Here is a 25,753-nt window from a genome sequence, read left to right as displayed (position 1 = left end):
GACCCGCCCCCGGGCCACTTGACTTTCACCTCGCGGGGCACGCGGATACACGCGGACACACGTCGACGCACGTCGGACACGTGCGACCCGTGCCGCGGACGCAGGGAGGTGACGCCCGTGCTCTCGGCCAGGAGCCTGTTCCAGGAGATCCTCGACAACGACGAGTCGTACCGGCTCTTCTGCTCCATCGCCGCCAGCGGCGAGGCGCAGGGCGGCTGGGAGAACGGCAGGATCGCCGCGCTCGTCCCCGGCACCCAGCACGCGCTCGCTCCGAAGATCGCCCGGCACGGCGCGGACGAGGACAAGCACGGGCGGATCTTCAACGCCCTGCTGCGCAGGCGCGGCCTCGACCCCGTACCGGTGCCGCCCGAGACCGACTACACGATGCTCCTGGAGCGCGGTGGCATCGGCCTCGCCCATGCCCTGCTGCGCGGCGACGACCCGCTGACCGAGCGGGACATCGTGGTCTACCTCGCGCACAGCCGCGTCACCGAGCAGCGCGCCGCGGACCAGATGCGGATGCTCACCACTCACTTCGGCGAGCACCCCGAGGTCGGCAAGGCGATCAGGATGATCTCGCACGACGAGGACAACCACCTCGCGTACTGCCACGAGGAACTGCTCCGGCTCGCCCGCGCCGGACACGGCCGGACCATCCGGGCCGTCCTGCGGGAGAGCGCCCGCGCCGAGATCCGCGTCCACCGGGACGTCAGCCTGGCCGTGACGGCCCGTATGGGCGCCCTCCTCGGCTGGTCCGGGCCGAAGACCCTCGCGCTGTCCCTGGGCATCCGGACGGTCTACCTCCGCGAGCGGCTCTTCGGCTGGCGCCGGATGGTCACCCTGAGCCCGCCGGCGCGCCGCGACCCGCTGGGCGGACCCGCCACCTCGGCGGCCGAGTTCGCCTGAGCCGGAAGCCGGAAGCCGGAAGCCGGAAGCCGGAAGCCGGAAGCCGGAAGCCGGGAGTACGAAAGACAGGGGCGCCCCCGGTCCCGGGCGCCCGCCCCGCCCGTTCCCCCGCCCGTCCCCGCCTCACAACCAGCCGCGCCCCTTGAAGTAGCGGTGCAGCCAGAACACCAGGCCCGCCATCAGCAGCACGGCCGCCGGATAGCCCCACGGCTGGCGCAGCTCCGGCATGTGGTCGAAGTTCATCCCGTAGACGCCGGCGATCATCGTCGGCACCGCGGCCATCGCCGCCCACGCGGAGATCTTGCGCATGTCGTCGTTCTGCTGGACGCCCATCTGCGCGAGGTGGGCCGACAGTATGTCCGTCAGCAGCCGGTCCAGGCCGTCCACGGACTCGTTCGCCCGCGTCAGGTGGTCGCCCACGTCCCGGAAGAACGGCCGCGCGGGTTCCGGTACGAACGGCACACCCGCCCCCGAAAGCCGTGCCATCGGGTCGGTCAGCGGCCACGAGGCCCGCCGGAACTCCATCACCTGCCGCTTGAAGGAGTAGATCCGCGAGGCGGTGTTCCGGGTGTCGCCGCCCACCGGCGCGAACACCTCCGCCTCCAACTCCTCCAGGTCGACCTGGAGCTCGGCGGCCACCTCGATGTAGTGGTCCACGACCGCGTCGCTCACCGCGTACACCACTGCCGACGGCCCGTGCCGCAGGACCTCCGGGTCCTCCTCCAGCCGTCGGCGCACCTCGGCGAGCGGGGCGCCCTCGCCGTGCCGGACGGTCACCACGAAGGAGTCGCCGAGGAAGAGCATGAGCTCACCGGTGGTGACCGTGTCCGCGGCGTCGTCGTAGACGACCGGCTTCAGGACGACGAACAGCGAGTCGTCGTACACCTCCAGCTTCGGCCGCTGGTGGGCCTTCAGCGCGTCCTCCACGGCCAGCGGGTGCAGCCCGAACTCGCTGGTGACCAGCTCGAATTCCTTCTCCGTGGGCTCGTGCAGCCCGATCCACAGGAACGAGTGGCCGTCGGCCCGTGCCTCGTCCAGCGCGTCGGAGAAGTCGGCGGGGCCCTCGGTGCGGCGTCCGTCCCGGTAGATAGCGCAGTCCACGATCACGCAGGGCATTCTGCCGCCGATCGGCCCCGAGTACACCGCGCGGTGGCCACCGGAAGGGTACGGAACGGCGCGGAGCGGGCTCCGGCACCCGTCCCCGGAGCCCGGTCCGGCACCGGCCGGGACGGGCCGGGCGGCCCCGACGTAGGCTGGCGGCCATGCCCACGCTGATCCTTGTCAGGCACGGCCGGTCCACCGCCAACACCGGGGGCGTGCTCGCCGGCTGGACCCCCGGCGTCGCCCTGGACGAGCGCGGCACCGCCCAGGCGGCCGCCCTCCCCGACCGGCTGGCGGGGCTCCCCCTGGCCGCCGCCGTCACCAGCCCCCTGCAACGCTGCCGGGAGACCCTGGCGCCCCTCCTCGCCGCCCGCCCGGACCTGCCCCTGCACACGGACGAGCGCATCGGGGAGTGCCACTACGGCGACTGGTCCGGCCGCAAGATCGCCGAGCTGGTCGACGAGCCGCTGTGGGAGGTCGTCCAGCGGCACCCCGCCGCGGCCGCCTTCCCCGGCGGCGAGTCCGTACGCGCCATGCAGGCGCGCGCCGTGGACGCCGTGCGCGAGTGGAACGCCCGGATCGAGGAGGAGCACGGCGCCGACGCCGTCTACGTCATGTGCTCGCACGGCGACATCGTGAAGTCGCTCGTCGCCGACGCCCTCGGCCTGCACCTCGACCTGTTCCAGCGGATCGCCGTCGACCCCTGTTCGGTCACCGCCATCCGCTACACCCGGCTGCGGCCCTTCCTGCTGCGCCTCGGCGACACCGGAGAGCTGCGCGGCCTCGCCCCGCACACGGAACCGGCGGCCCCCGCCGAGGGGTCCGAGGCGGACGGCGTCGTGGGAGGCGGGGCGGGAGCACCGTGATCGCCCCGCGCAGTAGGGTGGTGACGCGGCTCCGTCCGCCTCCCCGCGCGTGAGCAGCATCCGGAACAGTCACTTCCGCACCACTCCACCACCGAAGCAAATGGAGCAGGACGTTGTCCCGTCAGGTGTTCCTCTATGACCCGCCGGACCGTTTCGTCGCCGGTACGGTCGGGCTGCCGGGTCGCCGTACTTTCTTCCTCCAGGCCTCCGCGGGTGCCCGTACCACCAGCGTCGCCCTGGAGAAGGCCCAGGTAGAAGCGCTCGCCGAGCGGATCGACGAGCTGCTCGACGAGGTGGTCCGGCGCACCGGCGGCAATGCGGCGGTGCCCGCCGTGGCCCCCGCCGAGCTCGCCGACACCGGCCCCCTGGAGACCCCCGTCGAGGAGGAGTTCAGGGTCGGCACCATGGCCCTGGCCTGGGACGGCGACGGGCAGCGCATGATCGTGGAGGCGCAGGCCCTCGTCGAGCTGGCGGCGGACACCGACGAGGACCTGGTCGAGGCCGAGGAGCGGCTGCTCCAGGACGAGACGAACGGTCCGCCGATGCTGCGCGTGCGGCTCACCGGCACCATGGCGCGGGCCTTCGCCAAGCGCGCCCTGGAGGTCGTCAACGCCGGCCGCCCGCCGTGCCCCCTGTGCAGCCTGCCGCTCGACCCGGAAGGACACGTATGTCCGCGCCAGAACGGATACCGACGCGGAGCGTGAGCCCGCAGGAGCTGCTCGCCAAGGGTGAGCTGACGGTACGCGGGCAGGTCCGCGGGGCGTCCAACGCCGTCCTGTACTGCACGGTCGAGTACGACGGGGTGAGCGCCGCCTGCGTCTATAAGCCGGTGGCCGGGGAGCGCCCCCTGTGGGACTTCCCCGACGGGACGCTCGCCCGGCGCGAGGTCGCGGCGTACGAGCTGTCCGAGGCCATGGGCTGGGGCCTGGTCCCGCCCACGGTGCTGCGGGACGGCCCGTACGGGGAGGGCATGTGCCAGCTGTGGATCGAGGCCTCGGAGGGTGCCGAGGGCACCGAGGGCACGACCGGCGCGGCGGACGGCATGGGCGCGGGGCCGGAGGGACCGGCGGAGCCCTCCGGGGAAGGCCCGCTGCTCGCCCTGGTCGACGGTGACGAGCCCGGCGAGGGTTGGAAGGCCGTGGGCTTCGCCGAGGTGGGCGGCCCGGGGGAGGAGCGCACCGCGCTGCTCGTCCACGCGGACGACGTCCGCCTGCGGCGGCTCGCCGTGCTCGACGCGGTGATCAACAACGGTGACCGCAAGGGCGGCCATCTGCTGCCCGCCGCCGACGGCCGGATCTATGCCATCGACCACGGTGTGACCTTCAACGCGGACGACAAGCTGCGCACCCTGCTGTGGGGCTGGGCGGGCGAGCCGCTGACGGAGGAGGCCCTCGACGCCCTTCGGCGACTTTCGGCCGACCTGGCCGACGGCCGCCCCCTCGCCGCCCGGTTGGCGGAGCTCATCACACCGGCCGAAATCCACGCGCTCCGTGCGCGTGTCGCGGACCTGCTGCGGACCGGACGGCACCGTGAGCCCAGCGGTCAGTGGCCGGCTATTCCCTGGCCACCGGTCTGATCCGCGCCGGGCCGCACCGGAAAAGAGTTGTTGCACACCGGCCGGGCGTGCGCAAGAGGGCCTGTTCGGCCAACACCCCGGTCCGGTTCGTATCCGGAACACCCGTCCGGTTACGCTTCTGAACATGCATGCCTGGCCCGCTTCTGAGGTACCCGCCCTGCCTGGCAGTGGCCGCGACCTCCGGATCCACGACACCGCGACCGGTGGACGGGTGACCCTCGTCCCCGGCCCCGTCGCCCGTATCTACGTCTGCGGCATCACGCCGTACGACGCCACCCACATGGGACACGCGGCGACCTACAACGCGTTCGACCTCGTGCAGCGCGTGTGGCTCGACACCAAGCGGCAGGTTCACTACGTCCAGAACGTCACGGACATCGACGACCCGCTGCTGGAGCGGGCCGTGCGTGACGGCGAGGACTGGACCGCGCTCGCGGAGCGCGAGACCACCCTCTTCCGCGAGGACATGACCGCCCTGCGGATGCTCCCGCCCCGGCACTACGTGGGCGCCGTGGAGTCGATACCGAAGATCGTCCCCCTGGTGGAGCGCCTGCTCTCCGCCGGAGCCGCCTACGAGCTCGAGGGCGACGTCTACTTCTCCGTCGCCGCCGACCCCTCCTTCGGCGAGGTCTCCGGCCTCGACGCCGAGGCGATGCGGCTGCTCTCCGCCGAGCGCGGCGGCGACCCCGACCGCCCCGGCAAGAAGAACCCCCTCGACCCCATGCTGTGGATGTCCGCCCGCCCGGGCGAGCCCAGCTGGGACGGCGCCTCGCTCGGCCCCGGCCGCCCCGGCTGGCACATCGAGTGCGTCGCCATCGCCCTCGACCACCTCGGCATGGGCTTCGACGTCCAGGGCGGCGGCAGCGACCTCGTCTTCCCGCACCACGAGATGGGCGCCTCGCACGCCCAGGCGCTCACCGGCGAGCACCCGTTCGCCAAGACGTACGTCCACGCCGGCATGGTCGCCCTCGACGGCGAGAAGATGTCCAAGTCGCGCGGCAACCTCGTCTTCATCTCCAAGCTGCGCCGTGACGGCGTCGACCCCGCCGCGATCCGGCTGGCCCTGCTGGCGCACCACTACCGCGCCGACTGGGAGTGGACGGACGCGGTCCTGAGCGAGGCCGTCGAGCGCCTCGCCCGCTGGCGCGCCGCCGTCTCCCGTCCCGACGGCCCGTCCGCCGAGGCCCTGGTCGAGGAGGTCCGCGAGGCCCTCGCGGACGACCTCGACGCACCGCGGGCGCTGGCCGCCATCGACCGCTGGGCCGCCGCCCAGACCGCCGACGGCGGTACGGACGAGGGCGCGCCCGGCCTCGTCTCCCGCACCGCGGACGCGCTGCTCGGCGTCGCGCTGTAGCGATACCGGTCGTCCACCGGCCGGGGCCGTGATCCGGCCGCGGACCGGCGGAGCCCGGTCACGGGCGGTCGCGCACCGCTCCTTCAGGGGGCGCTCTCCACCGGGGAGCGCCCCCTTTCGTCCGTCCGGATCCGCGTGTGGGGCGGGCTCGGCGGGTAGGGCTGTGCTTCCGTGATCCCGGTCACCTCCACGCCTCGGAAGGACGCACACCATGGCAGGTTCCCTCGCACGCCGAAGACTGCTCGGGGCCGGCGCGGCGCTCGGCGCGACGGCAGTCGCAGGACCTCTGGCGTCGCCGGCCCGCGCCCAGGCCCCCTGGCCCACCCGCTTCCCGCTGCCCGACGGCTTCCGGCCCGAGGGAATCACGATCGGCCCCGGGCCGTACGCCTGGTTCGGCTCGCTCGGCGGTGGCTCGCTCTACCGCGCGAGCCTGGCCACGGGGCGCGGCAGGGTCGTCACCACAGGCGGTGACACCCCCACCATCGGCCTCAAGTCGGACCGGCGCGGCCGGCTCTTCCTGGCCGGCGGCCCCACCCGGCGGCTGCGCGTGGTCGACGGCCGCGCCGGCCGCACCCTCGCCACGTACGAGGTGGGCGCGGCGCCCACGGTTATCAACGACGTGGTGCTCACCCCCGGCGCCGCCTGGTTCAGCGACTCCACCCGGTCCCAGCTCTACGGGCTGCCGTTCGGCCCGCGCGGCGAGCTGCCGCACGCCCGCGACATCGTCACCCTGCCGCTGAAGGGCGAGTGGAAGGAAGCCCCGGACAACGGCTTCACCACCAACGGCATCGAGCGCACCCCGGACGGCTCCGCGCTGCTCGTCATCAACGTCTTCGCGGACGGCGGCACGCTCTTCCGCGTGGACCCGCGCACCGGGGACGCCCGCCGTGTCGACCTCGGCGGCAAGAAGCTCCCCGACGGGGACGGCGCCCTGCTCATCGGGCGCACGCTCTACGTCGTCCAGCAGATCCAGAACGCCGTCGACGTCTTCCACCTGGACTCCACCGGCCTGCGCGGCCGCGCCGTGGCCAGGATCACCGACCCGCGCTTCCGGATCCCGACCACCGTGGCCGCCTTCCGCGACCGGCTCTACCTCCCCAACTCCCGCTTCACCGAGGAGCCGAAGCCGGACACGGAGTACGACGCCGTGGCGGTGCCGCGGGTGAAGTAGCCGCCGTCGCCGGCCGGTGCCGGTCCGGGCCCCCGGCCGGGGCGGGTCCGGGCCCCCGGCCGGGGCGGGTCCGGGCCCCCGGCCGGGGCGGGTCCGGGCCCCCGGCCGGGGCGGAACGGGCGGGGCCGGGGAAACCGTCACCGGCCGCCGGGCCGGCCGCGGCGCCGGGTCACGCGCGCTCGCCGCGCTCCTTCTTCGCGCGGCCCTCCGCCCATCCGGCGAGCAGCGCGCCCGCCGCGCCGGCCACCACGTAACAGGCGAGCCGGACCGCGAAGCCGCCCGGGACCCAGCCGAGCAGCCCGCCGTTGTCGTGGTCGATCAGCAGCCGGATGACGCCCTGGGCGCCCAGTACCAGCAGGACCGCGCCGGCGATCTGCACGATGGTGTACTTCATGACACACACCCCGTTCGTGTTGCGGGGGCCGCCCGCCCCCGAGCCCGTTGATACGATCGAACCATAACACTGAGCGATATTCGTCGCCGCGCTGCACGGGGGAGCGGCGGCGCGGTGAGTGAGGAATGCATGCCCCGACAGGCCGATCACGACCAGCGGCGCCGCCAGATCGCCGAAGCCGTCTGGCGGCTGGCCTCCCGGAGCGGCCTGGAGGACGTGACCCTGCGCCAGGTCGCCGCCGAGGCCGGCGTCTCCGTACGGCTGGTCCAGTACTACTTCGGCAACCGCGACGGCCTGCTGCTCACCTCGCTGGAGATCCTCAACGCCGACGCCGAACGGCGCGCCAAGGAGCGCGTGGAGGCCGCGGAGGAGGCGCCCACCTCACGCGGCACCGTGCGCGGCGTCCTGCTGGAACTGCTCCCCCTGGACGAGGAGCGGCGCACCCGCCAGCTGGTGTACGTGGCCTACTTCGTCCGCTTCCTGAACGACGAGAAGCTGGGCGCGGTCGCCCGCGACGCACCGCCCGAGCTGGAGCGACTGGTCGCGGGCCTGATCGCCTGGGGCCAGGAGCGCGGCGAGGTCCCCGCCGACCTCGACCCGCGCCCGGAGGCGGAGCTCCTGCTGGCGGCGACGGACGGCCTGCAGACCAGCGTCCTTCTGGGGCAGCGCACACCGGAGGAGGCGGTCGCCCTGGTCGACCACCAGCTGAACCGGCTCTTCGTCGGCGTCGGCTACGACCGGCCCGGCCACCCCCCGGGCGGCCGGGCGGGCGACGTCACCGCGCGTTGAAGTACTTCGCCTCCGGGTGGTGGATGACGATCGCGTCCGTCGACTGCTCCGGGTGCAGCTGGAACTCCTCCGACAGGTGGACGCCGATCCGCTCCGGCTCCAGCAGGGCCGCGATCTTCGCGCGGTCCTCCAGATCGGGGCAGGCGCCGTAGCCGAGTGAGAAGCGGGCGCCGCGGTACTTGAGGGCGAACATGTCCTCGACGTCCGACGGGTCCTCGCCGCCGAAGCCGAGCTCGGCGCGGACCCGGGCGTGCCAGTACTCGGCGAGGGCCTCGGCCAGCTGGACCGAGAGCCCGTGCAGCTCCAGGTAGTCGCGGTAGGCGTCGGCCGCGAAGAGCTCGGCCGTGGCCTCGCCGATGCGGGAGCCGACCGTGACGACCTGGAGGCCGACGACGTCCGTCTCGCCGGACTCCTCCGGGCGGAAGAAGTCCGCGAGGCACAGCCGGCGGCCGCGCCGCTGGCGGGGGAAGGTGAAGCGGGTGCGCTCGGTGCCGTCCTCGTGGAGCAGGATCAGGTCGTCGCCCTTGGAGACGCACGGGAAGTAGCCGTAGACGACGGCGGCCTCCAGGAGGTTCCCCGTGTGCAGCTTCTCCAGCCAGCCGCGCAGGTGGGGACGGCCCTCGGTCTCCACCAGCTCCTCGTACGTCGGGCCGCCCGCGCGGGCCTGCTTCAGCCCCCACTGGCCCTTGAAGAGCGCGCCCTCGTCCAGCCAGGAGGCGTACTCCTTGAGCTGGATGCCCTTGACCACCCGGGTGCCCCAGAACGGCGGGGCCGGCACCGGGTTGTCGACCGAGACGTCCGAGCGGACCGAGCCCTTCGGCTCTTCCTCCTCCACCACCGCGGCCACCGCCCGCTTGGGGACCCGCCGCTGCTTGAGCTCCGGCAGGGCCGCGCCGGGCACCCCGCGCTTGACGGCGATCAGCGCGTCCATCAGGCGCAGGCCCTCGAACGCGTCCCGGGCGTAGCGGACCTCGCCCTCGTAGATCTCGTGCAGGTCCTGCTCGACGTACGCCCTCGTCAGCGCGGCACCGCCGAGGATCACCGGGTAGTCGGCCGCCAGCTTGCGCTGGTTGAGCTCCTCCAGGTTCTCCTTCATGATCACGGTGGACTTCACCAGGAGCCCGGACATGCCGATCACATCGGCGCGGTGCTCCTCCGCGGCCTCCACGATCGCCGAGACCGGCTGCTTGATGCCGAGGTTGACGACGTTGTAGCCGTTGTTGGAGAGGATGATGTCGACGAGGTTCTTGCCGATGTCGTGGACGTCGCCCCGGACGGTCGCGAGCACGATCGTGCCCTTGCCCTCCGCGTCGCTCTTCTCCATGTGCGGCTCCAGATGGGCCACCGCCGACTTCATCACCTCGGCCGACTGGAGCACGAACGGCAGCTGCATCTGGCCCGAGCCGAACAGCTCGCCGACGACCTTCATGCCCTCCAGCAGGGTGTCGTTGACGATGTCCAGCGCGGGACGCTCCCGGAGCGCCTCGTCGAGATCGGCCTCCAGGCCGTTCTTCTCGCCGTCGATGATGCGGCGCTGGAGCCGCTCGTCCAGCGGCAGGGCCAGGAGCTCCTCGGCCTTCCCCGCCTTCATCGACTTCATGTTGACGCCCTCGAAGAGCTCCATGAGCCGCTGGAGGGGGTCGTAGCCCTCGGCGCGCCGGTCGTAGATCAGGTCGAGGGCGACCTTTACCTGCTCCTCCTCCAGACGGGCGATCGGCAGGATCTTGCTGGCGTGCACGATCGCCGAGTCCAGGCCCGCCTTGACGCACTCGTCCAGGAAGACGGAGTTGAGCACCACGCGCGCGGCCGGGTTGAGGCCGAAGGAGATGTTGGACAGACCCAGCGTGGTCTGCACGTCCGGGTGGCGGCGCTTGAGCTCGCGGATCGCCTCGATGGTGGCGATGCCGTCCTTGCGGGACTCCTCCTGGCCGGTGCAGATCGTGAAGGTCAGGGCGTCGATGAGGATGTCGCACTCACGGATGCCCCAGTTTCCCGTCAGATCGGCGATGAGCCGCTCGGCGATGGCCACCTTGTGCTCGGGGGTACGGGCCTGCCCCTCCTCGTCGATGGTCAGCGCGATCAGCGCCGCGCCGTGCTCGGCCGCCAGCGCCGTCACCTTCGCGAACCGCGACTCGGGGCCGTCCCCGTCCTCGTAGTTCACGGAGTTGATCACGGCCCGGCCGCCCAGCTTCTCCAGCCCGGCCCGGATCACCTCCAGCTCGGTGGAGTCCAGCACGATGGGCAGCGTCGAGGCGGTGGCGAACCGGCCGGCCAGCTCCTTCATGTCCGCGACGCCGTCCCGGCCGACGTAGTCCACGCACAGGTCCAGCATGTGCGCGCCCTCGCGGATCTGGTCGCGGGCCATCTCCACGCAGTCGTCCCAGCGGGCCTCCAGCATGGCCTCGCGGAACTTCTTCGAGCCGTTGGCGTTGGTGCGCTCACCGATCGCCAGGTAGGAGGTGTCCTGCCGGAACGGCACGGTCTGGTAGAGCGAGGCGGCGCCGGGCTCGGGGCGCGGGCTGCGCTCCGTCGGGCTCATCCCGCGGACCCGCTCGACGACCTGCCGCAGGTGCTCCGGGGTCGTGCCGCAGCAGCCGCCGACCAGCGACAGCCCGTACTCCCGGACGAACGTCTCATGGGCGTCCGCCAGTTCACCCGGGGTGAGCGGGTAGTGGGCGCCGTTCTTGCCGAGCACCGGCAGGCCCGCGTTGGGCATCGCGGAGACGCGCGTACGGGCGTGCCGGGAGAGGTAGCGCAGGTGCTCGCTCATCTCGGCCGGGCCGGTGGCGCAGTTGAGGCCGATCATGTCGATGCCCAGCGGCTCCAGCGCGGTGAGCGCGGCGCCGATCTCCGAGCCGAGGAGCATGGTGCCGGTGGTCTCGACGGTGACCTGCACCAGCAGCGGCAGGTCGGCGCCGGCCGCCCGGAGCGCCCGCCGGGCGCCGATCACGGAGGCCTTGGTCTGGAGCAGGTCCTGGGTGGTCTCCACCAGGATCGCGTCCGCGCCGCCCGCGACCAGGCCCTCGACGTTCTGCTGGTAGGCGTCGCGCAGCAGGTCGTACGAGGTGTGCCCCAGCGTGGGCAGCTTGGTGCCCGGGCCGACCGAGCCGAGGACCCAGCGCGTCCGGCCGTCGCCGGCGGCGAACTCGTCCGCCACCTCGCGGGCGATCCGCGCGCCCGCCTCGGACAGCTCGAAGATCCGGTCGGCCACCTCGTACTCGCCCAGCGCGGCGAGGTTCGCGCCGAAGGTGTTGGTCTCCACACAGTCCACACCGACCGCGAAGTACTCCTCGTGGACCGAGCGCACGATGTCGGGGCGGGTGGCGTTGAGGATCTCGTTGCAGCCCTCCAGCTGCTGGAAGTCCTCCATGCTGGGGTCCTGCGCCTGGAGCATCGTGCCCATGGCCCCGTCGGCCACGACGACCCGGGAGGCGAGCGCCTCCCGCAGTTCGGAGGCTCGGGCGGTGCTGGCGGTCGATGGCGTGAACGAGGCCATGGAAGTGCTCCCGGGGTTGCGACGGCTGTCGGCTTTGCGCCCTCCGGTGGAGGACGCACGCCGCAAGCCTAGCCCCCGGGTCAGGGAAATGGACGGGTGTCCCACCGCTTGATACGGCCCGCCCAGGACTTGATCACGCACTTGGTCAGGTCGGCCGTTACTCCGTCGGGTGGAGGGTCCACCTCCCTTCGGCCCAGGGCCCGTTCGGGGCTCGCGAGGGGGCCGGGCGGCCTCCGCGCGGGGCCCGTGGGGCCTCCGTCAGGGGTGTGACCAGGGCAAGTGCCCGCCCCGGCGATCACTCGGCGATCATGAAAAGGCCCGCGCTCAGCTATCTCTCGGTCGGCATCGGCCGATAGTGTTCAGCATTGCCGAACGGCATTGGAGGAGGTTGCACGATGGCACGGACCATCCAGTCGCTCGAACGAGCGGCGGCGATGCTGCGGCTGCTCGCAGGGGGAGAGCGACGGCTGGGTCTGTCCGACGTGGCCTCCGCGCTGGGGCTGGCGAAGGGCACCGCACACGGCATCCTGCGGACACTCCAGCAGGAGGGCTTCGTCGAGCAGGACCCCGCGTCCGGGCGCTACCAGCTCGGCGCCGAGCTGCTGCGCCTGGGCAACAGCTACCTGGACGTGCACGAGCTCCGCGCCCGCGCCCTGGTCTGGGCGGACGACCTCGCCCGGTCGAGCGGCGAGAGCGTCTATCTGGGCGTGCTCCACCAGCAGGGCGTGCTGATCATCCACCACGTCTTCCGGCCGGACGACAGCCGGCAGGTGCTGGAGGTCGGCGCGATGCAGCCGCTGCACAGCACCGCGCTCGGCAAGGTCCTCTCCGCCTACGACCCCGTGGCGCACAGCGAGGCCGCCGAGGCCGAGCGCGAGGCGTTCACGCCCCGCACCGTCACCGGCCTGGCCGACTTCGAGGGGATCCTGGACCTGACCCGGGCCCGCGGCTGGGCGTCCGACGTCGAGGAGACCTGGGAGGGCGTCGCCTCCGTCGCCTCCCCCATCTACGACCGGCGGCGGATGCCGGTCGGCGCGGTGGGCGTCACCGGCGCCGTGGAGCGCGTCTGCGAGGCCGGCGAGCTGCGGGCGCAGCTGGTCGCGGCCGTACGGGACTGCGCGCGCGCCGTCTCCCGGGACCTCGGCGCCGGTCGCTTCTGAGCGCGAGCCGGCACATGGTGCCGGCCGCCGCTCTGTCCCGTCCGTCACACCTCTGGACAAGATCCCAGGTCGCGGTTCGGTTACTGCCGGGTATCGATCGTCTACTTTCGGCCTTCTGGCCGGGACTTTTCGGTCTCGGAACCCTTGACGAGCTCTTGACGTTGCAGAAAACTGCCGTTCATCGGTCGGCATTGTCGAACACCTAACGACAATATTCGCTATGGTGGACTCTGCCGCGGGCCGATCAAAGCCCTCTCGGAGGGCGCGGACCACCGGAGGGACCCGGGGTTCGCCTTCCCCTGGACGAAGGACAAAGGAGTCGCGGGTGTCCAGCTCCGACATCTTCACCGGTGAGCTCATCGGTACCGCAGTGTTGATCCTGCTCGGCGGTGGCGTGTGCGCCGCCGTCACCCTGAAGCGTTCGAAGGCACAGAACGCGGGTTGGCTCGCCATCACGTTCGGCTGGGGCTTCGCCGTGCTGACCGGTGCGTACATCGGCGCCAAGTCCGGCGCGCACCTCAACCCGGCCGTCACGCTCGGCCTCGCCATCGACGGCGCGACCGAGTGGAAGGACGTTCCGCTCTACATCGGCTCGCAGCTGCTCGGCGCGATGATCGGTGCGACGCTGGTCTGGTTCGCCTACTACGGCCAGTTCAAGGCCCACCTGACGGACCCGGAGCTCGTGGCGAGCCTCAACCCCGCCGAGGGCATGGTCGACCAGACCTCGGCGCCCAAGGCCGGCCCGGTGCTCGGCATCTTCTCCACTGGCCCCGAGATCCGCAACGCGGTGCAGAACCTCGCCACCGAGATCATCGGGACCGCGGCGCTGGTGCTCTTCATCCTCACCATGGGTCTGACCAAGGGCCTGGCCACGAGCGGCACGGGCACCCTGATGGTCGCCTTCGTCGTCGTCGGCATCGGCCTCTCGCTCGGCGGCCCGACCGGTTACGCCATCAACCCCGCCCGTGACCTCGGTCCGCGTATCGTGCACGCGCTGCTGCCGCTGCCCAACAAGGGCGGCTCGGACTGGGGCTACGCCTGGGTCCCCGTGGTCGGCCCGCTCATCGGCGCCGCCCTGGCCGCAGGCATCCACAAGATCGCGTTCTGATCCCCCGCCGAGACCTTCAGATTCCCAGGAGCACACGACACATGACCACCACCGGCACCCACGGCCAGGGCCCGTTCATCGCGGCGATCGACCAGGGCACCACCTCTTCCCGCTGCATCGTCTTCGACCGCGACGGGCGCATCGTCTCCGTCGACCAGAAGGAGCACGAGCAGATCTTCCCGAAGCCGGGCTGGGTCGAGCACGACGCCGCCGAGATCTGGGCGAACGTCCAGCAGGTCGTCGCCAGCGCGGTCGAGAAGGCGGGCATCACCGCCGCCGACGTCAAGGCGATCGGCATTACCAACCAGCGCGAGACCACGCTGCTGTGGGACAAGAACACCGGTGAGCCGGTCCACAACGCCATCGTCTGGCAGGACACCCGCACCGACGGGCTCTGCAAGGAGCTCGGCCGCAACGTCGGCCAGGACCGCTTCCGCCGGGAGACCGGCCTGCCGCTGGCCTCCTACTTCTCCGGCCCGAAGGTCCGCTGGCTGCTGGACAACGTCGAGGGCCTGCGCGAGCGCGCCGAGGCCGGCGACATCCTCTTCGGCACCATGGACTCCTGGGTCATCTGGAACCTCACCGGTGGTGTCAACGGCGGCGTGCACGTCACCGACGTCACCAACGCCTCCCGCACGATGCTGATGAACCTGCGCAGCCTCGACTGGGACGAGCGCATCCTGGAGTCGATGGAGATCCCGGCCGCGATCCTGCCGGCGATCCGCTCCTCCGCCGAGGTCTACGGCACCGCCCAGGGCGGCGCCCTGGCTGGCGTGCCCGTCGCCTCCGCGCTCGGTGACCAGCAGGCGGCCCTCTTCGGCCAGACCTGCTTCTCCGAGGGCGAGGCGAAGTCGACGTACGGCACCGGCACGTTCATGCTGATGAACACCGGCAGCGAGCCCGTCAACTCCTACAACGGCCTGCTCACCACCGTCGGCTACCGCATCGGCGACCAGGACCCGGTCTACGCCCTCGAGGGCTCCATCGCCGTCACCGGCTCCCTCGTGCAGTGGATGCGCGACCAGATGGGCCTGATCAAGAGCGCGGCCGAGATCGAGACGCTCGCCAGCTCCGTCGAGGACAACGGCGGCGCGTACTTCGTGCCGGCCTTCTCCGGCCTGTTCGCCCCCTACTGGCGCTCCGACGCGCGCGGTGTGATCGCGGGCCTGACCCGCTACGTCACCAAGGCGCACATCGCCCGTGCCGTGCTCGAGGCCACCGCCTGGCAGACCCGCGAGATCACCGACGCCATGACGAAGGACTCCGGCGTCGAGCTGACCGCGCTCAAGGTCGACGGCGGCATGACCTCCAACAACTTGCTGATGCAGACCCTCTCGGACTTCCTGGACGCACCGGTCGTGCGCCCGATGGTCGCCGAGACGACCTGCCTCGGCGCCGCCTACGCCGCCGGTCTTGCCGTCGGCTTCTGGCCGGACACCGACGCCCTGCGCGCCAACTGGCGCCGGGCCGCCGAGTGGACCCCCCGCATGGACGCGGACACGCGTGACCGCGAGTACAAGAGCTGGCTCAAGGCCGTCGAGCGGACCATGGGCTGGATCGAGGACGAGGAGTAATCATGACAACCCCGCAGAGCGTTCCGACGCTGGGAACGCACCCGGCTGCCGGTTCCAACCCGAGCCGCGCCGAGACCCGGGACCGACTGTCGAACGCGACATACGACCTCCTGGTGATCGGTGGCGGCATCCTGGGCACCTCGGTGGCCTGGCACGCCGCGCAGTCCGGTCTGCGGGTCGCGATGGTGGACGCCGGTGACTTCGCCGGCGCCACCTCCTCCGCGTCCTCCAAGCTCGTCCACGGCGGTCTGCGCTACCTGCAGACCGGCGCGGTCAAGCTGGTCGCGGAGAACCACCACGAGCGCCGGGTGCTGGCCAAGGACGTGGCCCCGCACCTGGTCAACCCGCTCACCTTCTACCTGCCCGTCTACAAGGGCGGCCCGGTGGGCGCGGCCAAGCTCGGCGCCGGTGTGTTCGCCTACTCGGCGCTGTCCGCCTTCGGCGACGGCGTCGGCAAGGTGATCTCCCCGGCCAAGGCCCAGGCCGACAACCCGGGTCTGCGCACGGACAACCTCAAGGCCGTCGCGGTCTACTACGACCACCAGATGAACGACTCGCGCGTGGCGGTCATGACGGTCCGCGCGGCCGTCGAGTCCGGCGCGGTCGTGCTGAACCACGCCGAGGTCACCGGGCTGCGCTTTACGCACGGCAAGGTCACCGGCGCGGAGCTCAAGGACAGGGTGGACGGTGCCGAGTTCGGCATCGACGCTCGGGTCGTCCTCAACGCCACCGGCCCGTGGGTGGACCACCTGCGCAAGCTGGAAGACAAGGGCGCCAACCCGAGCATCCGCCTGTCCAAGGGCGCGCACATCGTGATGAAGCGCAAGTCGCCGTGGAAGGCCGCCATGGCCACCCCGATCGACAAGTACCGCATCACCTTCGCCCTCCCGTGGGAGGACCAGCTCCTCCTCGGCACCACCGACACCCAGTACGAGGGTGACCCGGCGGACGTGCGCGCCACGGAGGAGGACATCCAGCAGATCCTCGACGAGGCCGCGTTCTCCATCCAGGACGCCGACCTCGACCGCTCCCTGATGACGTACGCCTTCGCCGGTCTGCGCGTGCTGCCGGGCGGCCCCGGCGACGTCGCCCAGGCCAAGCGCGAGACCGTGGTCTCCGAGGGCAAGGGCGGCATGCTGTCGGTCGCCGGCGGCAAGTGGACCACGTACCGCCACATCGGCCGTACGGTCATGGCCAAGCTCGCGAAGCTGCCCGGCAGCCCGCTGACCGAGGAGATGGAGCCCATCTCCAGCCTGGTCCGCCGGACCCCGCTGCCCGGTGTCGCCAACCCGAACGCGGTCGCCCACCGCCTGCTCGTGGACCGCGAGCCCGGCAGCCGCATGGACCCGCTGACCGCCCGCCACCTGGCGACGCACTACGGCTCGCTGTCCTTCGACATCGCGCGCCTGGTCAACGAGAACCCGGAGCTCGGCGAGCGCATCCACCCGGACGGCCCGGAGATCTGGGCCCAGGTCGCCTACGCCCGCGACCACGAGTGGGCGGAGACGGTGGACGACGTCCTGCGCCGCCGTACGACGCTGACGATCCGCGGTCTGGACACGGAGGACGTCCGCACGCGCGTCAAGGACATGCTCGGCGACAAGGGCTGACGCCCGCCGGGCCGGTCCGTGTGACCGTGTGATCGCTTGATCGCTCCCGAGGGGAGAGACGCACCGCGCGTCTCTCCCCTCGCTGCTGACAGGAACTGACCGATCCGCGATCGCGTCACCTTTGGGAAGAAGAAGGGGCGATTCTTTCCATGAAACGACCGGATTTGCTTAAAAAGCTTTCCAAAATACGCGTTCGGCGGCCGAGCAAGCGACTGGTGACGCGTCTCGCGCTCGTCCTGACCGCGGTGCTCGTCCTGCCGCTCGCGGTGGCGGGCAGCGCGCTGCGCGCCGCCTACGCCGGGTCCCCCTCCGAGGAGGCCGTCACCCGGGGCAAGGACGCGATCTGGCTGGGGCACGCCTGGGTCGACGGCCGTAAGGGCGACGCCGAACTGGCCGGGCTGAAGCGGAAGATGGCCGGCACCGGGCTGCGCGACCTCTATGTGCACACGGGCCCCCTGGAGCACGACGGCACGCTCCCCGCGAAGGTCTACCCAAGCGCCTCCTGGCTGATCGACGCCGTCCACCGCGAGCTGCCGGGCGTCCGCGTCCACGCCTGGCTCGGTGACAAGGTCGTCCGTAAGGGCGAGGGCGACGCCGGCCTGCGGCTGGACTCGGCTCCGGCGCGCGCCGCCGTGGTGGCCAGTGCCCGCCAGGTGATGGGTGCCGGGTTCGAGGGCGTCCACCTCGACGTAGAGCCCGTACGCACCGGTGACGCGTCCTTCCTCACCCTCCTGGACGGCCTCAGGCCGGCCGTCCGGTCCGCCGGCGGGGTGTTCTCCGTCGCCGCCCAGCAGATCGACCCGGTGCCGAGCATGCACCGGGCGGCACGGGCGGCGGGCAGCCCCAAGTGGTGGACGCAGAAGTACTTCGGCCAGGTCGCCCGCAGGGTGGACCAGATCGCCGTCATGTCCTACGACACCGGGCTCCCGCTGGAGAGCCTCTACGGCGGCTATGTGGCCCGCCAGACGGCCCTCGCCCTCCAGGTGACGCCGCGGGACACGGACCTGCTGATGGGCCTGCCCTTCTACCACACCGACTCCTGGGGACATCACGCCCGGGCCGAGACGGCCGCGGCCGCGGTGCGCGGCGCCCGGCTCGGTCTGAGCAGGGAGGACCGCGACCGGGAGCGCTTCGGACTGGCGCTCTACGTCGACTTCGCGGCCACCGACGCCGACTGGCGGGCCTATCGCAACGGCTGGGGCGCCAGAGGGTGACCAACAGCTGAGGAAGAGCCCGTACAGGGGCTGCGAACAGGGGGCACGGAAGTCGTAGTCTTGGGGTCGCACGGCAGAAAGAACGCTGCCAGGAACAACACTGCACAGAACGGCAACCGGTGGCCCGGACACGTCCGCCCCGGTCGGAAGGAGGCGCTGGGTGATCGAGCTTGAGGGGGTTCCCGAGCTGATCGACCCGGTCATGATCTGTGCCTTCGAGGGATGGAACGACGCCGGGGACGCCGCCTCCAGCGCCGTCGCGCACCTGGACCGGGAATGGAAGGGCGAGGTCTTCGGCGCACTCGACGCCGAGGACTACTACGACTTCCAGGTCAACCGGCCCACGGTCTGGCTGGACGGCGGTGTCCGCAAGGTCACCTGGCCCACCACCCGGCTGTCCGTGGTGCGCACGGGCGGTGGCGCGGAAGGCACCCCGCAGCGCGACCTGGTCCTCGTGCGCGGCATCGAACCGAGCATGCGCTGGCGGTCGTTCTGCAACGAGATCCTGGGCTTCGCCCACGAGCTCGGCGTGGAGATGGTGATCGTCCTGGGCTCGCTGCTCGGCGACACCCCGCACACCCGGCCCGTGCCGGTCAGCGGCATCACCTCCGACCCGGACCTGGCCCGCACCATGGATCTGGAGGAGTCGCGCTACGAAGGCCCGACCGGAATCGTCGGCATTCTCCAGGAGGCCTGCACCCACGCCGGCGTCCCGGCGGTGAGCCTGTGGGCGGCCGTCCCGCACTACGTCTCCCAGCCGCCGAACCCGAAGGCCACCCTGGCGCTGCTCAACCGCCTCGAGGACCTGATCGACCTGCGCATCCCGCTGGGCGAACTCCCCGAGGACGCGCGGGCCTGGCAGCTGGGCGTGGACCAGCTGGCGGCCGAGGACAGCGAGGTCGCCGAGTACGTCCAGTCCCTGGAGGAGGCGCGCGACACCGCCGACCTCCCGGAGGCGTCCGGCGAGGCCATCGCCCGTGAGTTCGAGCGCTATCTGCGCCGCCGCGACGGCCAGCCCCCCGCCCCCGGCCAGCCGGGCGGCCTGGCGGCCGAGCCGGGCCTCACCGAGGGCCGCGACCCCTCCTACCTCCGCGACACGGCCAGCGGCCGCACCCGGCCCGCGCGCCCGGCCGCGAAGGACGAGGACGCGACGGGCTCCCCGGGGGACGCCCGGAAGGACGCCACGGGGAACGAGCCGGAGGGCGATCCGAAGAAGCCGGAGAAGAGCGCCGGGGACACCGGGAAGGGCCCCGAAGACGGCACCGGGCCCGGCCGGGAACCGGAGGACCCCCGGGACGGGGAGAGCTGAGAACGGCGAACGGGCCCGGTGGCGACAGCCACCGGGCCCGTTCCCTTCGTCCGCGCGGTACCGGTGCCGCGGCTACGACCGGCGGCGGGGCTTGCCGCGCTTGGCGCCCTTGGCCCCTCCGGAGGAGGCGCCCCGGGCGCTCTTGCCGGAGCCTCCGGCACCGCCCCGCGAGCCCTTGGCCGCCGTCCTGCCCGTGGCCTTGCCCGCCGTCCCGCCCGCCGCGGGCTTGCGCCGCGCGCCGCCCGCCTCGGGCCGCTTGTCCTTACGCTCCGGCCGGTCCTGCGCGCGGCCCCGCGAGCTGTTGACCGTCCGCCCCCGGACGATCCCGATGAAGTCCTCCACCAGGTCGGTGGTCTTCTCCTCCGGCCACGACAGCGCGACCCGCGACTCGGGCACGTCCGACAGCGTCCGGTACGTCAGGTCCTTGCGGTGGTGCAGCCGGGCGAGGGACTGCGGGACGACGAGCACCCCGATCCCCGCGGCCACCAGCTCGACGGCGTCCGCGGTCGTGGCGGGCCGCTCGAACGCCGGACGCCCCGGCGGGCGCTCCCAGTCCAGGGTGTCGTCCAGGGGGTGCAGCACGATCTCGTCGGCCAGCTCCGCGGCGGACACCTCCTCGACGGCCGCCATGACGTGGTCCTTGGGGATCACGACCACGGTCGTCTCGGTGTAGAGGGGGATCGCGCTGAGGTCCGTACGGTCGACCGGGAGCCGCAGGAAAGCCGCGTCGGCGCCGCCGTCCCGCAGCACACCGGCCGCGTCGGCGGCGGAGACCTGGAGGAGGGCCAGGGGGACGTCGGGCAACCGCTCGTTCCAGATCCGCACCCATTTGCTGGGTGTCACGCCCGGGACGTACGCGAGCCGGAACGAGGGGGATGCTTCCGAGCCTGTCACCCGCCCAGATTACCGGTCGTGGTCGGAGGTATCGCACACGCTCGCTACTCTTGACACCATGACGTCGCACCAGAACACCCAGACGATGAAGCCCGCGACCGCGGCGAAGAAGCTGGGTGTGTACCTCGAGGCCACCCCCGCAGAGTTCCAGGAGGGCGTCGTCTCGCGCGGCGAGCTGAACGCACTTCAGGCCGATCCGCCGGAGTGGCTCCAGGAGCTGCGGCGCAACGGCCCGCACCCCCGTCCGGTGGTCGCCGCCAAGCTGGGCGTCTCCATCTCCGGCCTCGCCCGCGGCGGGGTCACGGAGGCCCTCACCACGGAGCAGATCGCCGAGCTGAAGGCGGAGAACCCCGAGTGGCTCCGGAAGGAGCGCGCCACCCAGGCCGAGGTCCGCAAGGAAGCGGTGCGCATCAAGGAGAAGAACGCCGAGCAGGACAGCCGTTCCTGACCGCGGTCCCGGGCGCGTCGCGGACGCACCGTCCCTGGGCCGTGCCCGCCTGACGCGGCGATCCGCCACCTGACGGAGCGGGCCCCTCACGGCCTGTCGTGACCGGGTCCCCCGGATATCGGAGCGACGCCGGAGCCCGTCCGCCGTACACTGGTCGGTCCGGTGGAGGCCGGTCCGCCGCACCCCGGAGAGGGGAGCGGCGGGCCGGCCTTCGCGTCCCCCATGGAGGTGTGCCCGGATGACCAGCAGCATCCCCGTCGTCGACACGCGTAGCGCGGCAGGCTCGGCCCTGCAGGCGGTCCTGCTCGACATGGACGGCACCTTGGTCGACACCGAGGGCTTCTGGTGGGAGGTGGAGGTCGCCGTCTTCGCCGAGCTGGGCCACCAGCTGCTGGAGGAGTACCGCGAGGTGGTCGTCGGCGGGCCCATGGCGCGCAGCGCCGCCTTCCTGATCCAGGCCACCGGCGCGAAGATCGCCCTCACCGAGCTGACGGTGCTGCTCAACACCCGCTTCTCCCAGATGATCGGCCGTGGGGTGCCGCTGATGCCCGGCGCCCGGCGGCTGCTCGCCGAGCTGGCCGCGCACTCGGTGCCGACCGCCCTGGTGTCCGCCTCGCACCGGGAGATCATCGACCGGGTGCTCGCCACCCTGGGCCCGGAGAACTTCACGCTGACCGTCGCGGGCGACGAGATCGAGCGGACCAAGCCGCACCCCGACCCCTATCTGCTGGCCGCGGCCCGGCTGGGGGTGGAGCCCGGCCGGTGCGCCGTGGTGGAGGACACCATGACCGGGGTGACCGCCGCGGAGGCGGCCGGCTGCCGGGTCGTCGCGGTGCCCTCGGTGGCGCCGATCCCGGCCGCCGACGGGCGTACGGTCGTCCGGTCGCTGGAGGAAGTCGATCTCGGATTTCTCCACGGTCTGATGACTCCGCCGCCGGCCGGCCGATGACCGGAATGCACCGACACGGACACTGAGCGTGCGCCGGAGAATGTTCAAGGAACTCTGGGCGTCGGTCCGATTGTTTTCCGTGACGAATGGCCCGGTTTAATTCCGGAGCCGCCGTCGAAGTGCGTGAGTGAGCTTCGTCACCGGGTCAAGAGGCGGCGGGTGGGGAATCGATCACGCTGAAGCACCCTTTCCGGGGCGGAAGCGCACCCTTGTGTCCTGTTTGATGATCTCCTGCGTGAATCGTTCCGGCGTCCGGATATCGGTGAATCGGCGGCCGTTATCGGCGCGTGATATCGCGTCAACTTCACCGTGTCCCGGGGGCAGTGGTGCCGCGCACTAATCTTTTCGCGAGAACTTCACGGCTGCCCGTGGGCCGACGCGTCAGACGTCGGTATCGTCCCGGGAACCGATCGCATCACAGGGAGAACCCCACACAATGAACCGCAAGACGTTGGTGCTGCCGACCCTGGCAGTCCTCCTGGCCCCCGTACTCGCCGCCTGTGGCGGGAGTGACGAGGCGGGGAAGGGCGGCGGCGCCATCGTCATCGGCACCACCGACCGGTTCGAGGAGACGACCGACGCCCCGGCGCCGTTCGACCCGGCCGCCGCGTACGACATCGGCGCCTGGAACGTGCTGCACAGCACCTTCCAGACCCTGCTGCGGCTGCCCCGCTCCGGCACCTCCCCGGTCGCCGACGCGGCGTCCACCTGCACCTTCGGGGACCGGAAGAACGAGCAGTACCGCTGCACCCTGCGCAGCGGTCTGAAGTTCAGCAACGGTCACGCGCTCACCTCGGAGGACGTGAAGTTCTCCATCGACCGCGCCCGGGCCATCAACTTCGAGAACGGCCCGGTGTCGCTGCTCAGCAACATCGACTCGGTCGAGACCCCGAGCGAGCTCGAGGTCGTCTTCCACCTGAAGTCCCCCGACGCCACCTTCCCGCAGAAGATAGCCACGCCGGCCGCGGCCATCGTGGACAGCGAGACCTACGGGAAGAAGGAGCTCGGCAAGGGCTTCAAGGTCGTCGGCTCCGGCCCGTACACCCTGCAGACGGAGGAGAAGGACGGCCGCGTCGTCAAGGCCGTCTTCTCGAAGAACTCCGACTACCAGGGGTCGGTGCAGCTGCAGAACGACAAGGTCGAGATGCGGTTCTACGACGACGCGAAGTCGATGGAGAAGGCGCTGAAGGACGGCGACATCGACATCATGAACCGCACCCTGGCGCCCGACCAGCTCAGCCGGATGCGGGGCGCCACGGACCAGGGCGTCCGTCTGCTGGAGGCGCCGGGCCAGGAGATCAGCTTCCTCGCCTTCAACACCGACGACCCGTCGGTGAAGAACAAGGCCGTGCGCCAGGCCGTGGCGCAGCTGGTCGACCGCCAGGCGCTGGCCCGCGACGGCTACGACCGGACGAACGACCCGCTGTACTCGCTGGTGCCCAGCGGCATCACCGGCCACCAGAACTCCTTCTCCAACAAGTACGGGGAGCCCAGCGCCGACAAGGCCCGCTCCATCCTGCGGGCGGCTAACATCACCTCCCCGGTCCCGCTGACCCTCACGTACACCGACGACCACTACGGTGAGGCCACGGCCAAGGCCTTCCAGGCGCTCCAGAAGCAGCTCAACGGCAGCGGGCTGTTCCAGGCCAAGATCCAGGGCGTGAAGTGGGCGGACTTCCGCCCCGAGGCCGCCAAGGGCAAGTACGCCGTCTACGGCATGGGCTGGTTCCCCGACTTCCCGGACCCGGACAACTTCGTCGCCCCGTTCTTCGGCAAGGACAACTTCCTCCGCTCGCCGTACCAGAACACCAGGATCAGCTCGCAGCTGATCCCGGACTCCCGCGAGGCGGCCCAGCGCGACACCGCGGCCAAGTACTTCCAGCAGGCCCAGGACATCGTGGCCGACGACGTGCCCGTGCTGCCGCTGTGGCAGGGCAAGCAGTACGTGGCCGTCCGCAGCAATGTCACCGGCGCCGAGTGGGCCCTCAACTCCGCCTCCGAGATGCAGCCGTGGGAGCTGGGCCGCGGCAAGTGAGGCAATAGGTTTCGTCAGACCGGTTCTGCCGACGATCTCATCGGACGATCAAGGAAACTGTGAGGAACGTGCACGTGAGGAAACGTGACCAGTGGCTTGCCGCCCCGCTCGGCGCTGGGCTCGCCGCCGCCCTGCTCACCGGGTGCGGTTCGGAAGACGGCAACGCGGGCGGCACCGGTGAGTCCGTGGTCATGGGGATGTCCGACGAGGTCGTGGCCACCGACCCGGCCTCCGGCTACGACCCCGGCTCGTGGCTTCTGTTCAACAATGTCTTCCAGTCGCTGATGAGCTTCCCCAAGGGGGGCATCACCCCCCAGCCGGACGCGGCCGAGAACTGCAAGTTCCAGGACGAGGTCAGCCAGACCTATCAGTGCAAGCTGAAGGACGGGCTGAAGTTCAGCAACGGCCACGACCTCACCTCCGAGGACGTCGCCCACTCCTTCCGTCGCACGATCAAGATCAACGACAAGAAGGGTCCGGCGTCCTCCCTGCTGTCCTCCATCAAGGACATCAAGACCCCGGACAAGCTGACGGTCGTCTTCCACCTCAACCGCTCCGACGCCACCTTCCCGCAGAAGATCGCCTCGGGCGCCGGCTCCATCGTGGACCACGAGGAGTACCCGGCGGACAAGCTCCGCACCGACGGCAAGGCCGTCGGCTCGGGTGTCTACAAGCTCGACTCCTTCGACAAGAAGGAGGCCAAGTTCTCGGTCAACACGTCCTACAAGGGCGCGGCCGCCGCGGTGAACAACCGCGGTGTCACGATGAAGTTCTTCCACGGCGACCAGGCCGAGCTGAAGTCCGCCGTCCAGAAGGGCTCCATCGACCTCGCCTACCGAGGTCTGCCGATGAAGGACATCGCCGACCTGGAGGCCGCCGGCGGCAAGCAGCACCTCAAGGTCATCGAGGGCACCAGCGCCGAGGTCCAGCACCTGGTCTTCAACACCAAGGACCCGGTGGTCGGCAAGCTCGGTGTCCGCAAGGCCATCGCCTACCTGGTGGACCGCAGCGCGCTCGTGCGCGACGTCTACAAGCGCACCGCCGAGCCGCTGTACTCGATCGTCCCGAGCGGCGTCACCGGTCACAAGACCCCGTTCTTCGAGGCCTACGGCGACCGCCCGCAGCCCGACAAGGCCGCCGCCGCGCTGAACTCCGCCGGCATCAAGGACAAGGTCAAGCTCACCCTGTGGGCCACCCCCGTCCGTTACGGCCCGGGCACCGTGCCGGAGTTCCAGGAGATAGCCAAGCAGCTCAACAAGAGCGGCCTCTTCGAGGCGGACGTGAAGTCCGTCCCGCTGGAGGAGTACGAGGCGGGCGTGGCAGCCGGCAAGTACGGCGTCTATGTGAAGGGCTGGGTGCCCGACTACCCGGACCCGGACAACTTCACCGCGCCGTTCTTCGGCGAGGGCAACGTCCTCCTCAACAACTACGAGTCCAAGGACATCACCAACCGCATCCTGGCCACCGCCGCCGAGGGCAGCCGCCCGGCGACCGTCGGCGACTTCACCAAGGTGCAGACCACCGTCGCCCAGGAACTGCCCATCCTCCCGCTGTGGCAGGGCAAGCAGTACGCGGTGGCGAGCGACCGGATCTCCGGTCTCCAGTGGACCCTCGACGCCTCGACCGTCTTCCGGTTCTGGGAGATCGGCAAGGCCGCCAAGGAGTAGCGGGCCGCCGGCCGGGCCGGGTGGGCACCCCGCCCGGCCCCGCGGCACCCAGAGGATCAGCCCCGTACCCGGGCACCGGGTACGGGGCTGATCCTCTTCCGCTCGCCCTTCCCGCCCGGCGGCGGGCGAGGG

21 protein-coding genes are annotated in these 25,753 nt (G+C 71.4%); 17 read left to right on the top strand and 4 right to left on the bottom strand.

Features of this window, described 5'->3' with window-relative positions; all coding sequences use genetic code 11:
* Nucleotides 1–117: 117 nt before the first annotated feature.
* Nucleotides 118–906 (top strand): hypothetical protein, encoded by a 789-nt coding sequence (locus LUZ64_RS09995; RefSeq protein WP_095579137.1) that lies wholly within the window; start codon nt 118–120, stop codon nt 904–906.
* A 123-nt stretch (nt 907–1,029) separates the two neighbouring features.
* Here LUZ64_RS09995 and corA read toward each other — a convergent pair whose 3' ends face one another.
* Complete coding sequence (corA, locus tag LUZ64_RS09990) at nt 1,030–2,022, bottom strand: magnesium/cobalt transporter CorA (protein WP_095583948.1); 993 nt, start codon at nt 2,020–2,022, stop codon at nt 1,030–1,032.
* 146 nt (nt 2,023–2,168) lie between these two features.
* Here corA and LUZ64_RS09985 point away from each other — a divergent pair, with 146 nt between their 5' ends.
* The 5 genes from LUZ64_RS09985 (at nt 2,169) to LUZ64_RS09965 (ending at nt 6,974) form a co-directional block, all read left to right on the top strand.
* Nucleotides 2,169–2,873: a histidine phosphatase family protein gene (locus LUZ64_RS09985; protein ID WP_095583949.1), complete on the top strand. Its 705-nt coding sequence runs from the start codon at nt 2,169–2,171 to the stop codon at nt 2,871–2,873.
* A 113-nt stretch (nt 2,874–2,986) separates the two neighbouring features.
* Nucleotides 2,987–3,577 (top strand): DUF3090 domain-containing protein, encoded by a 591-nt coding sequence (locus LUZ64_RS09980; RefSeq protein WP_095583950.1) that lies wholly within the window; start codon nt 2,987–2,989, stop codon nt 3,575–3,577.
* Nucleotides 3,541–4,449, top strand: a complete 909-nt coding sequence (locus LUZ64_RS09975; protein ID WP_095583951.1) for an SCO1664 family protein — start codon at nt 3,541–3,543, stop codon at nt 4,447–4,449. The genes LUZ64_RS09980 and LUZ64_RS09975 overlap by 37 nt, the downstream gene beginning before the upstream one ends.
* Nucleotides 4,450–4,573: 124 nt before the next feature.
* Nucleotides 4,574–5,803, top strand: a complete 1,230-nt coding sequence (gene mshC, locus LUZ64_RS09970) for a cysteine--1-D-myo-inosityl 2-amino-2-deoxy-alpha-D-glucopyranoside ligase (RefSeq protein ID WP_095583952.1) — start codon at nt 4,574–4,576, stop codon at nt 5,801–5,803.
* Nucleotides 5,804–6,014: 211 nt separating this feature from the next.
* A complete protein-coding gene (locus tag LUZ64_RS09965; protein WP_095583953.1) occupies nt 6,015–6,974 on the top strand; it encodes an SMP-30/gluconolactonase/LRE family protein in 960 nt (319 codons plus the stop codon).
* A 169-nt stretch (nt 6,975–7,143) separates the two neighbouring features.
* Here LUZ64_RS09965 and LUZ64_RS09960 read toward each other — a convergent pair whose 3' ends face one another.
* The gene (locus tag LUZ64_RS09960; RefSeq protein WP_095583954.1) at nt 7,144–7,368 is read right to left on the bottom strand and encodes a hypothetical protein; all 225 of its coding nucleotides are present in this window, start codon (nt 7,366–7,368) and stop codon (nt 7,144–7,146) included.
* A gap of 129 nt (nt 7,369–7,497) precedes the next feature.
* Between LUZ64_RS09960 and LUZ64_RS09955 the strand changes: the two genes are divergently transcribed.
* The gene (locus LUZ64_RS09955) at nt 7,498–8,157 is read left to right on the top strand and encodes a TetR/AcrR family transcriptional regulator (RefSeq protein WP_095583955.1); all 660 of its coding nucleotides are present in this window, start codon (nt 7,498–7,500) and stop codon (nt 8,155–8,157) included.
* Here LUZ64_RS09955 and metH read toward each other — a convergent pair.
* Nucleotides 8,144–11,653 carry a methionine synthase gene (metH, locus tag LUZ64_RS09950; protein ID WP_095583956.1) on the bottom strand — a complete coding sequence of 1,170 codons (3,510 nt, stop codon included), beginning with the start codon at nt 11,651–11,653 and terminating at the stop codon, nt 8,144–8,146. The genes LUZ64_RS09955 and metH overlap by 14 nt on opposite strands.
* Before the next feature lie 395 nt (nt 11,654–12,048).
* On the opposite strand from metH, the gene LUZ64_RS09945 reads away from it, so the two are divergent.
* The 6 genes from LUZ64_RS09945 to LUZ64_RS09920 all read left to right on the top strand — a co-directional run bounded on the left by LUZ64_RS09945 (nt 12,049) and on the right by LUZ64_RS09920 (nt 19,628).
* Entirely contained in the window at nt 12,049–12,813 is a 765-nt protein-coding gene (locus tag LUZ64_RS09945; RefSeq protein ID WP_095583957.1) for an IclR family transcriptional regulator, read from the top strand.
* A gap of 325 nt (nt 12,814–13,138) precedes the next feature.
* On the top strand, nt 13,139–13,921 hold the full coding sequence (locus tag LUZ64_RS09940) for an MIP/aquaporin family protein (protein WP_095583958.1): 783 nt from the start codon (nt 13,139–13,141) through the stop codon (nt 13,919–13,921).
* Between the two features lie 41 nt (nt 13,922–13,962).
* Nucleotides 13,963–15,495 carry a glycerol kinase GlpK gene (glpK, locus tag LUZ64_RS09935; protein WP_095583959.1) on the top strand — a complete coding sequence of 511 codons (1,533 nt, stop codon included), beginning with the start codon at nt 13,963–13,965 and terminating at the stop codon, nt 15,493–15,495.
* Between the two features lie 2 nt (nt 15,496–15,497).
* The gene (locus LUZ64_RS09930) at nt 15,498–17,105 is read left to right on the top strand and encodes a glycerol-3-phosphate dehydrogenase/oxidase (protein ID WP_095583960.1); all 1,608 of its coding nucleotides are present in this window, start codon (nt 15,498–15,500) and stop codon (nt 17,103–17,105) included.
* A gap of 215 nt (nt 17,106–17,320) precedes the next feature.
* Nucleotides 17,321–18,319 (top strand): glycoside hydrolase family 18 protein, encoded by a 999-nt coding sequence (locus LUZ64_RS09925; protein WP_443728952.1) that lies wholly within the window; start codon nt 17,321–17,323, stop codon nt 18,317–18,319.
* Between the two features lie 160 nt (nt 18,320–18,479).
* Nucleotides 18,480–19,628 (top strand): PAC2 family protein, encoded by a 1,149-nt coding sequence (locus tag LUZ64_RS09920; protein WP_095583962.1) that lies wholly within the window; start codon nt 18,480–18,482, stop codon nt 19,626–19,628.
* A 72-nt stretch (nt 19,629–19,700) separates the two neighbouring features.
* Here the strand turns inward: LUZ64_RS09920 and LUZ64_RS09915 are convergent, their stop codons facing one another.
* Nucleotides 19,701–20,522, bottom strand: coding sequence for a LysR family substrate-binding domain-containing protein (locus LUZ64_RS09915; protein ID WP_095583963.1), 822 nt, complete (start codon nt 20,520–20,522; stop codon nt 19,701–19,703).
* A gap of 58 nt (nt 20,523–20,580) precedes the next feature.
* Between LUZ64_RS09915 and LUZ64_RS09910 the strand changes: the two genes are divergently transcribed.
* From LUZ64_RS09910 to LUZ64_RS09895, 4 genes are all read left to right on the top strand, one after another.
* Complete coding sequence (locus LUZ64_RS09910; RefSeq protein ID WP_095583964.1) at nt 20,581–20,970, top strand: DUF5997 family protein; 390 nt, start codon at nt 20,581–20,583, stop codon at nt 20,968–20,970.
* 238 nt (nt 20,971–21,208) lie between these two features.
* Nucleotides 21,209–21,919: an HAD family hydrolase gene (locus LUZ64_RS09905; RefSeq protein WP_095583965.1), complete on the top strand. Its 711-nt coding sequence runs from the start codon at nt 21,209–21,211 to the stop codon at nt 21,917–21,919.
* A gap of 436 nt (nt 21,920–22,355) precedes the next feature.
* Nucleotides 22,356–23,954, top strand: a complete 1,599-nt coding sequence (locus LUZ64_RS09900; RefSeq protein ID WP_095583966.1) for an ABC transporter substrate-binding protein — start codon at nt 22,356–22,358, stop codon at nt 23,952–23,954.
* Between the two features lie 74 nt (nt 23,955–24,028).
* Nucleotides 24,029–25,621, top strand: coding sequence for an ABC transporter substrate-binding protein (locus LUZ64_RS09895; RefSeq protein ID WP_095583967.1), 1,593 nt, complete (start codon nt 24,029–24,031; stop codon nt 25,619–25,621).
* Nucleotides 25,622–25,753: the final 132 nt, after the last annotated feature.

This window comes from Streptomyces albireticuli, from assembly GCF_021228125.1.
Classification (GTDB): Bacteria; Actinomycetota; Actinomycetes; order Streptomycetales; family Streptomycetaceae; genus Streptomyces; species Streptomyces albireticuli.
This window is presented reverse-complemented; position numbering and strand designations above follow the sequence as displayed.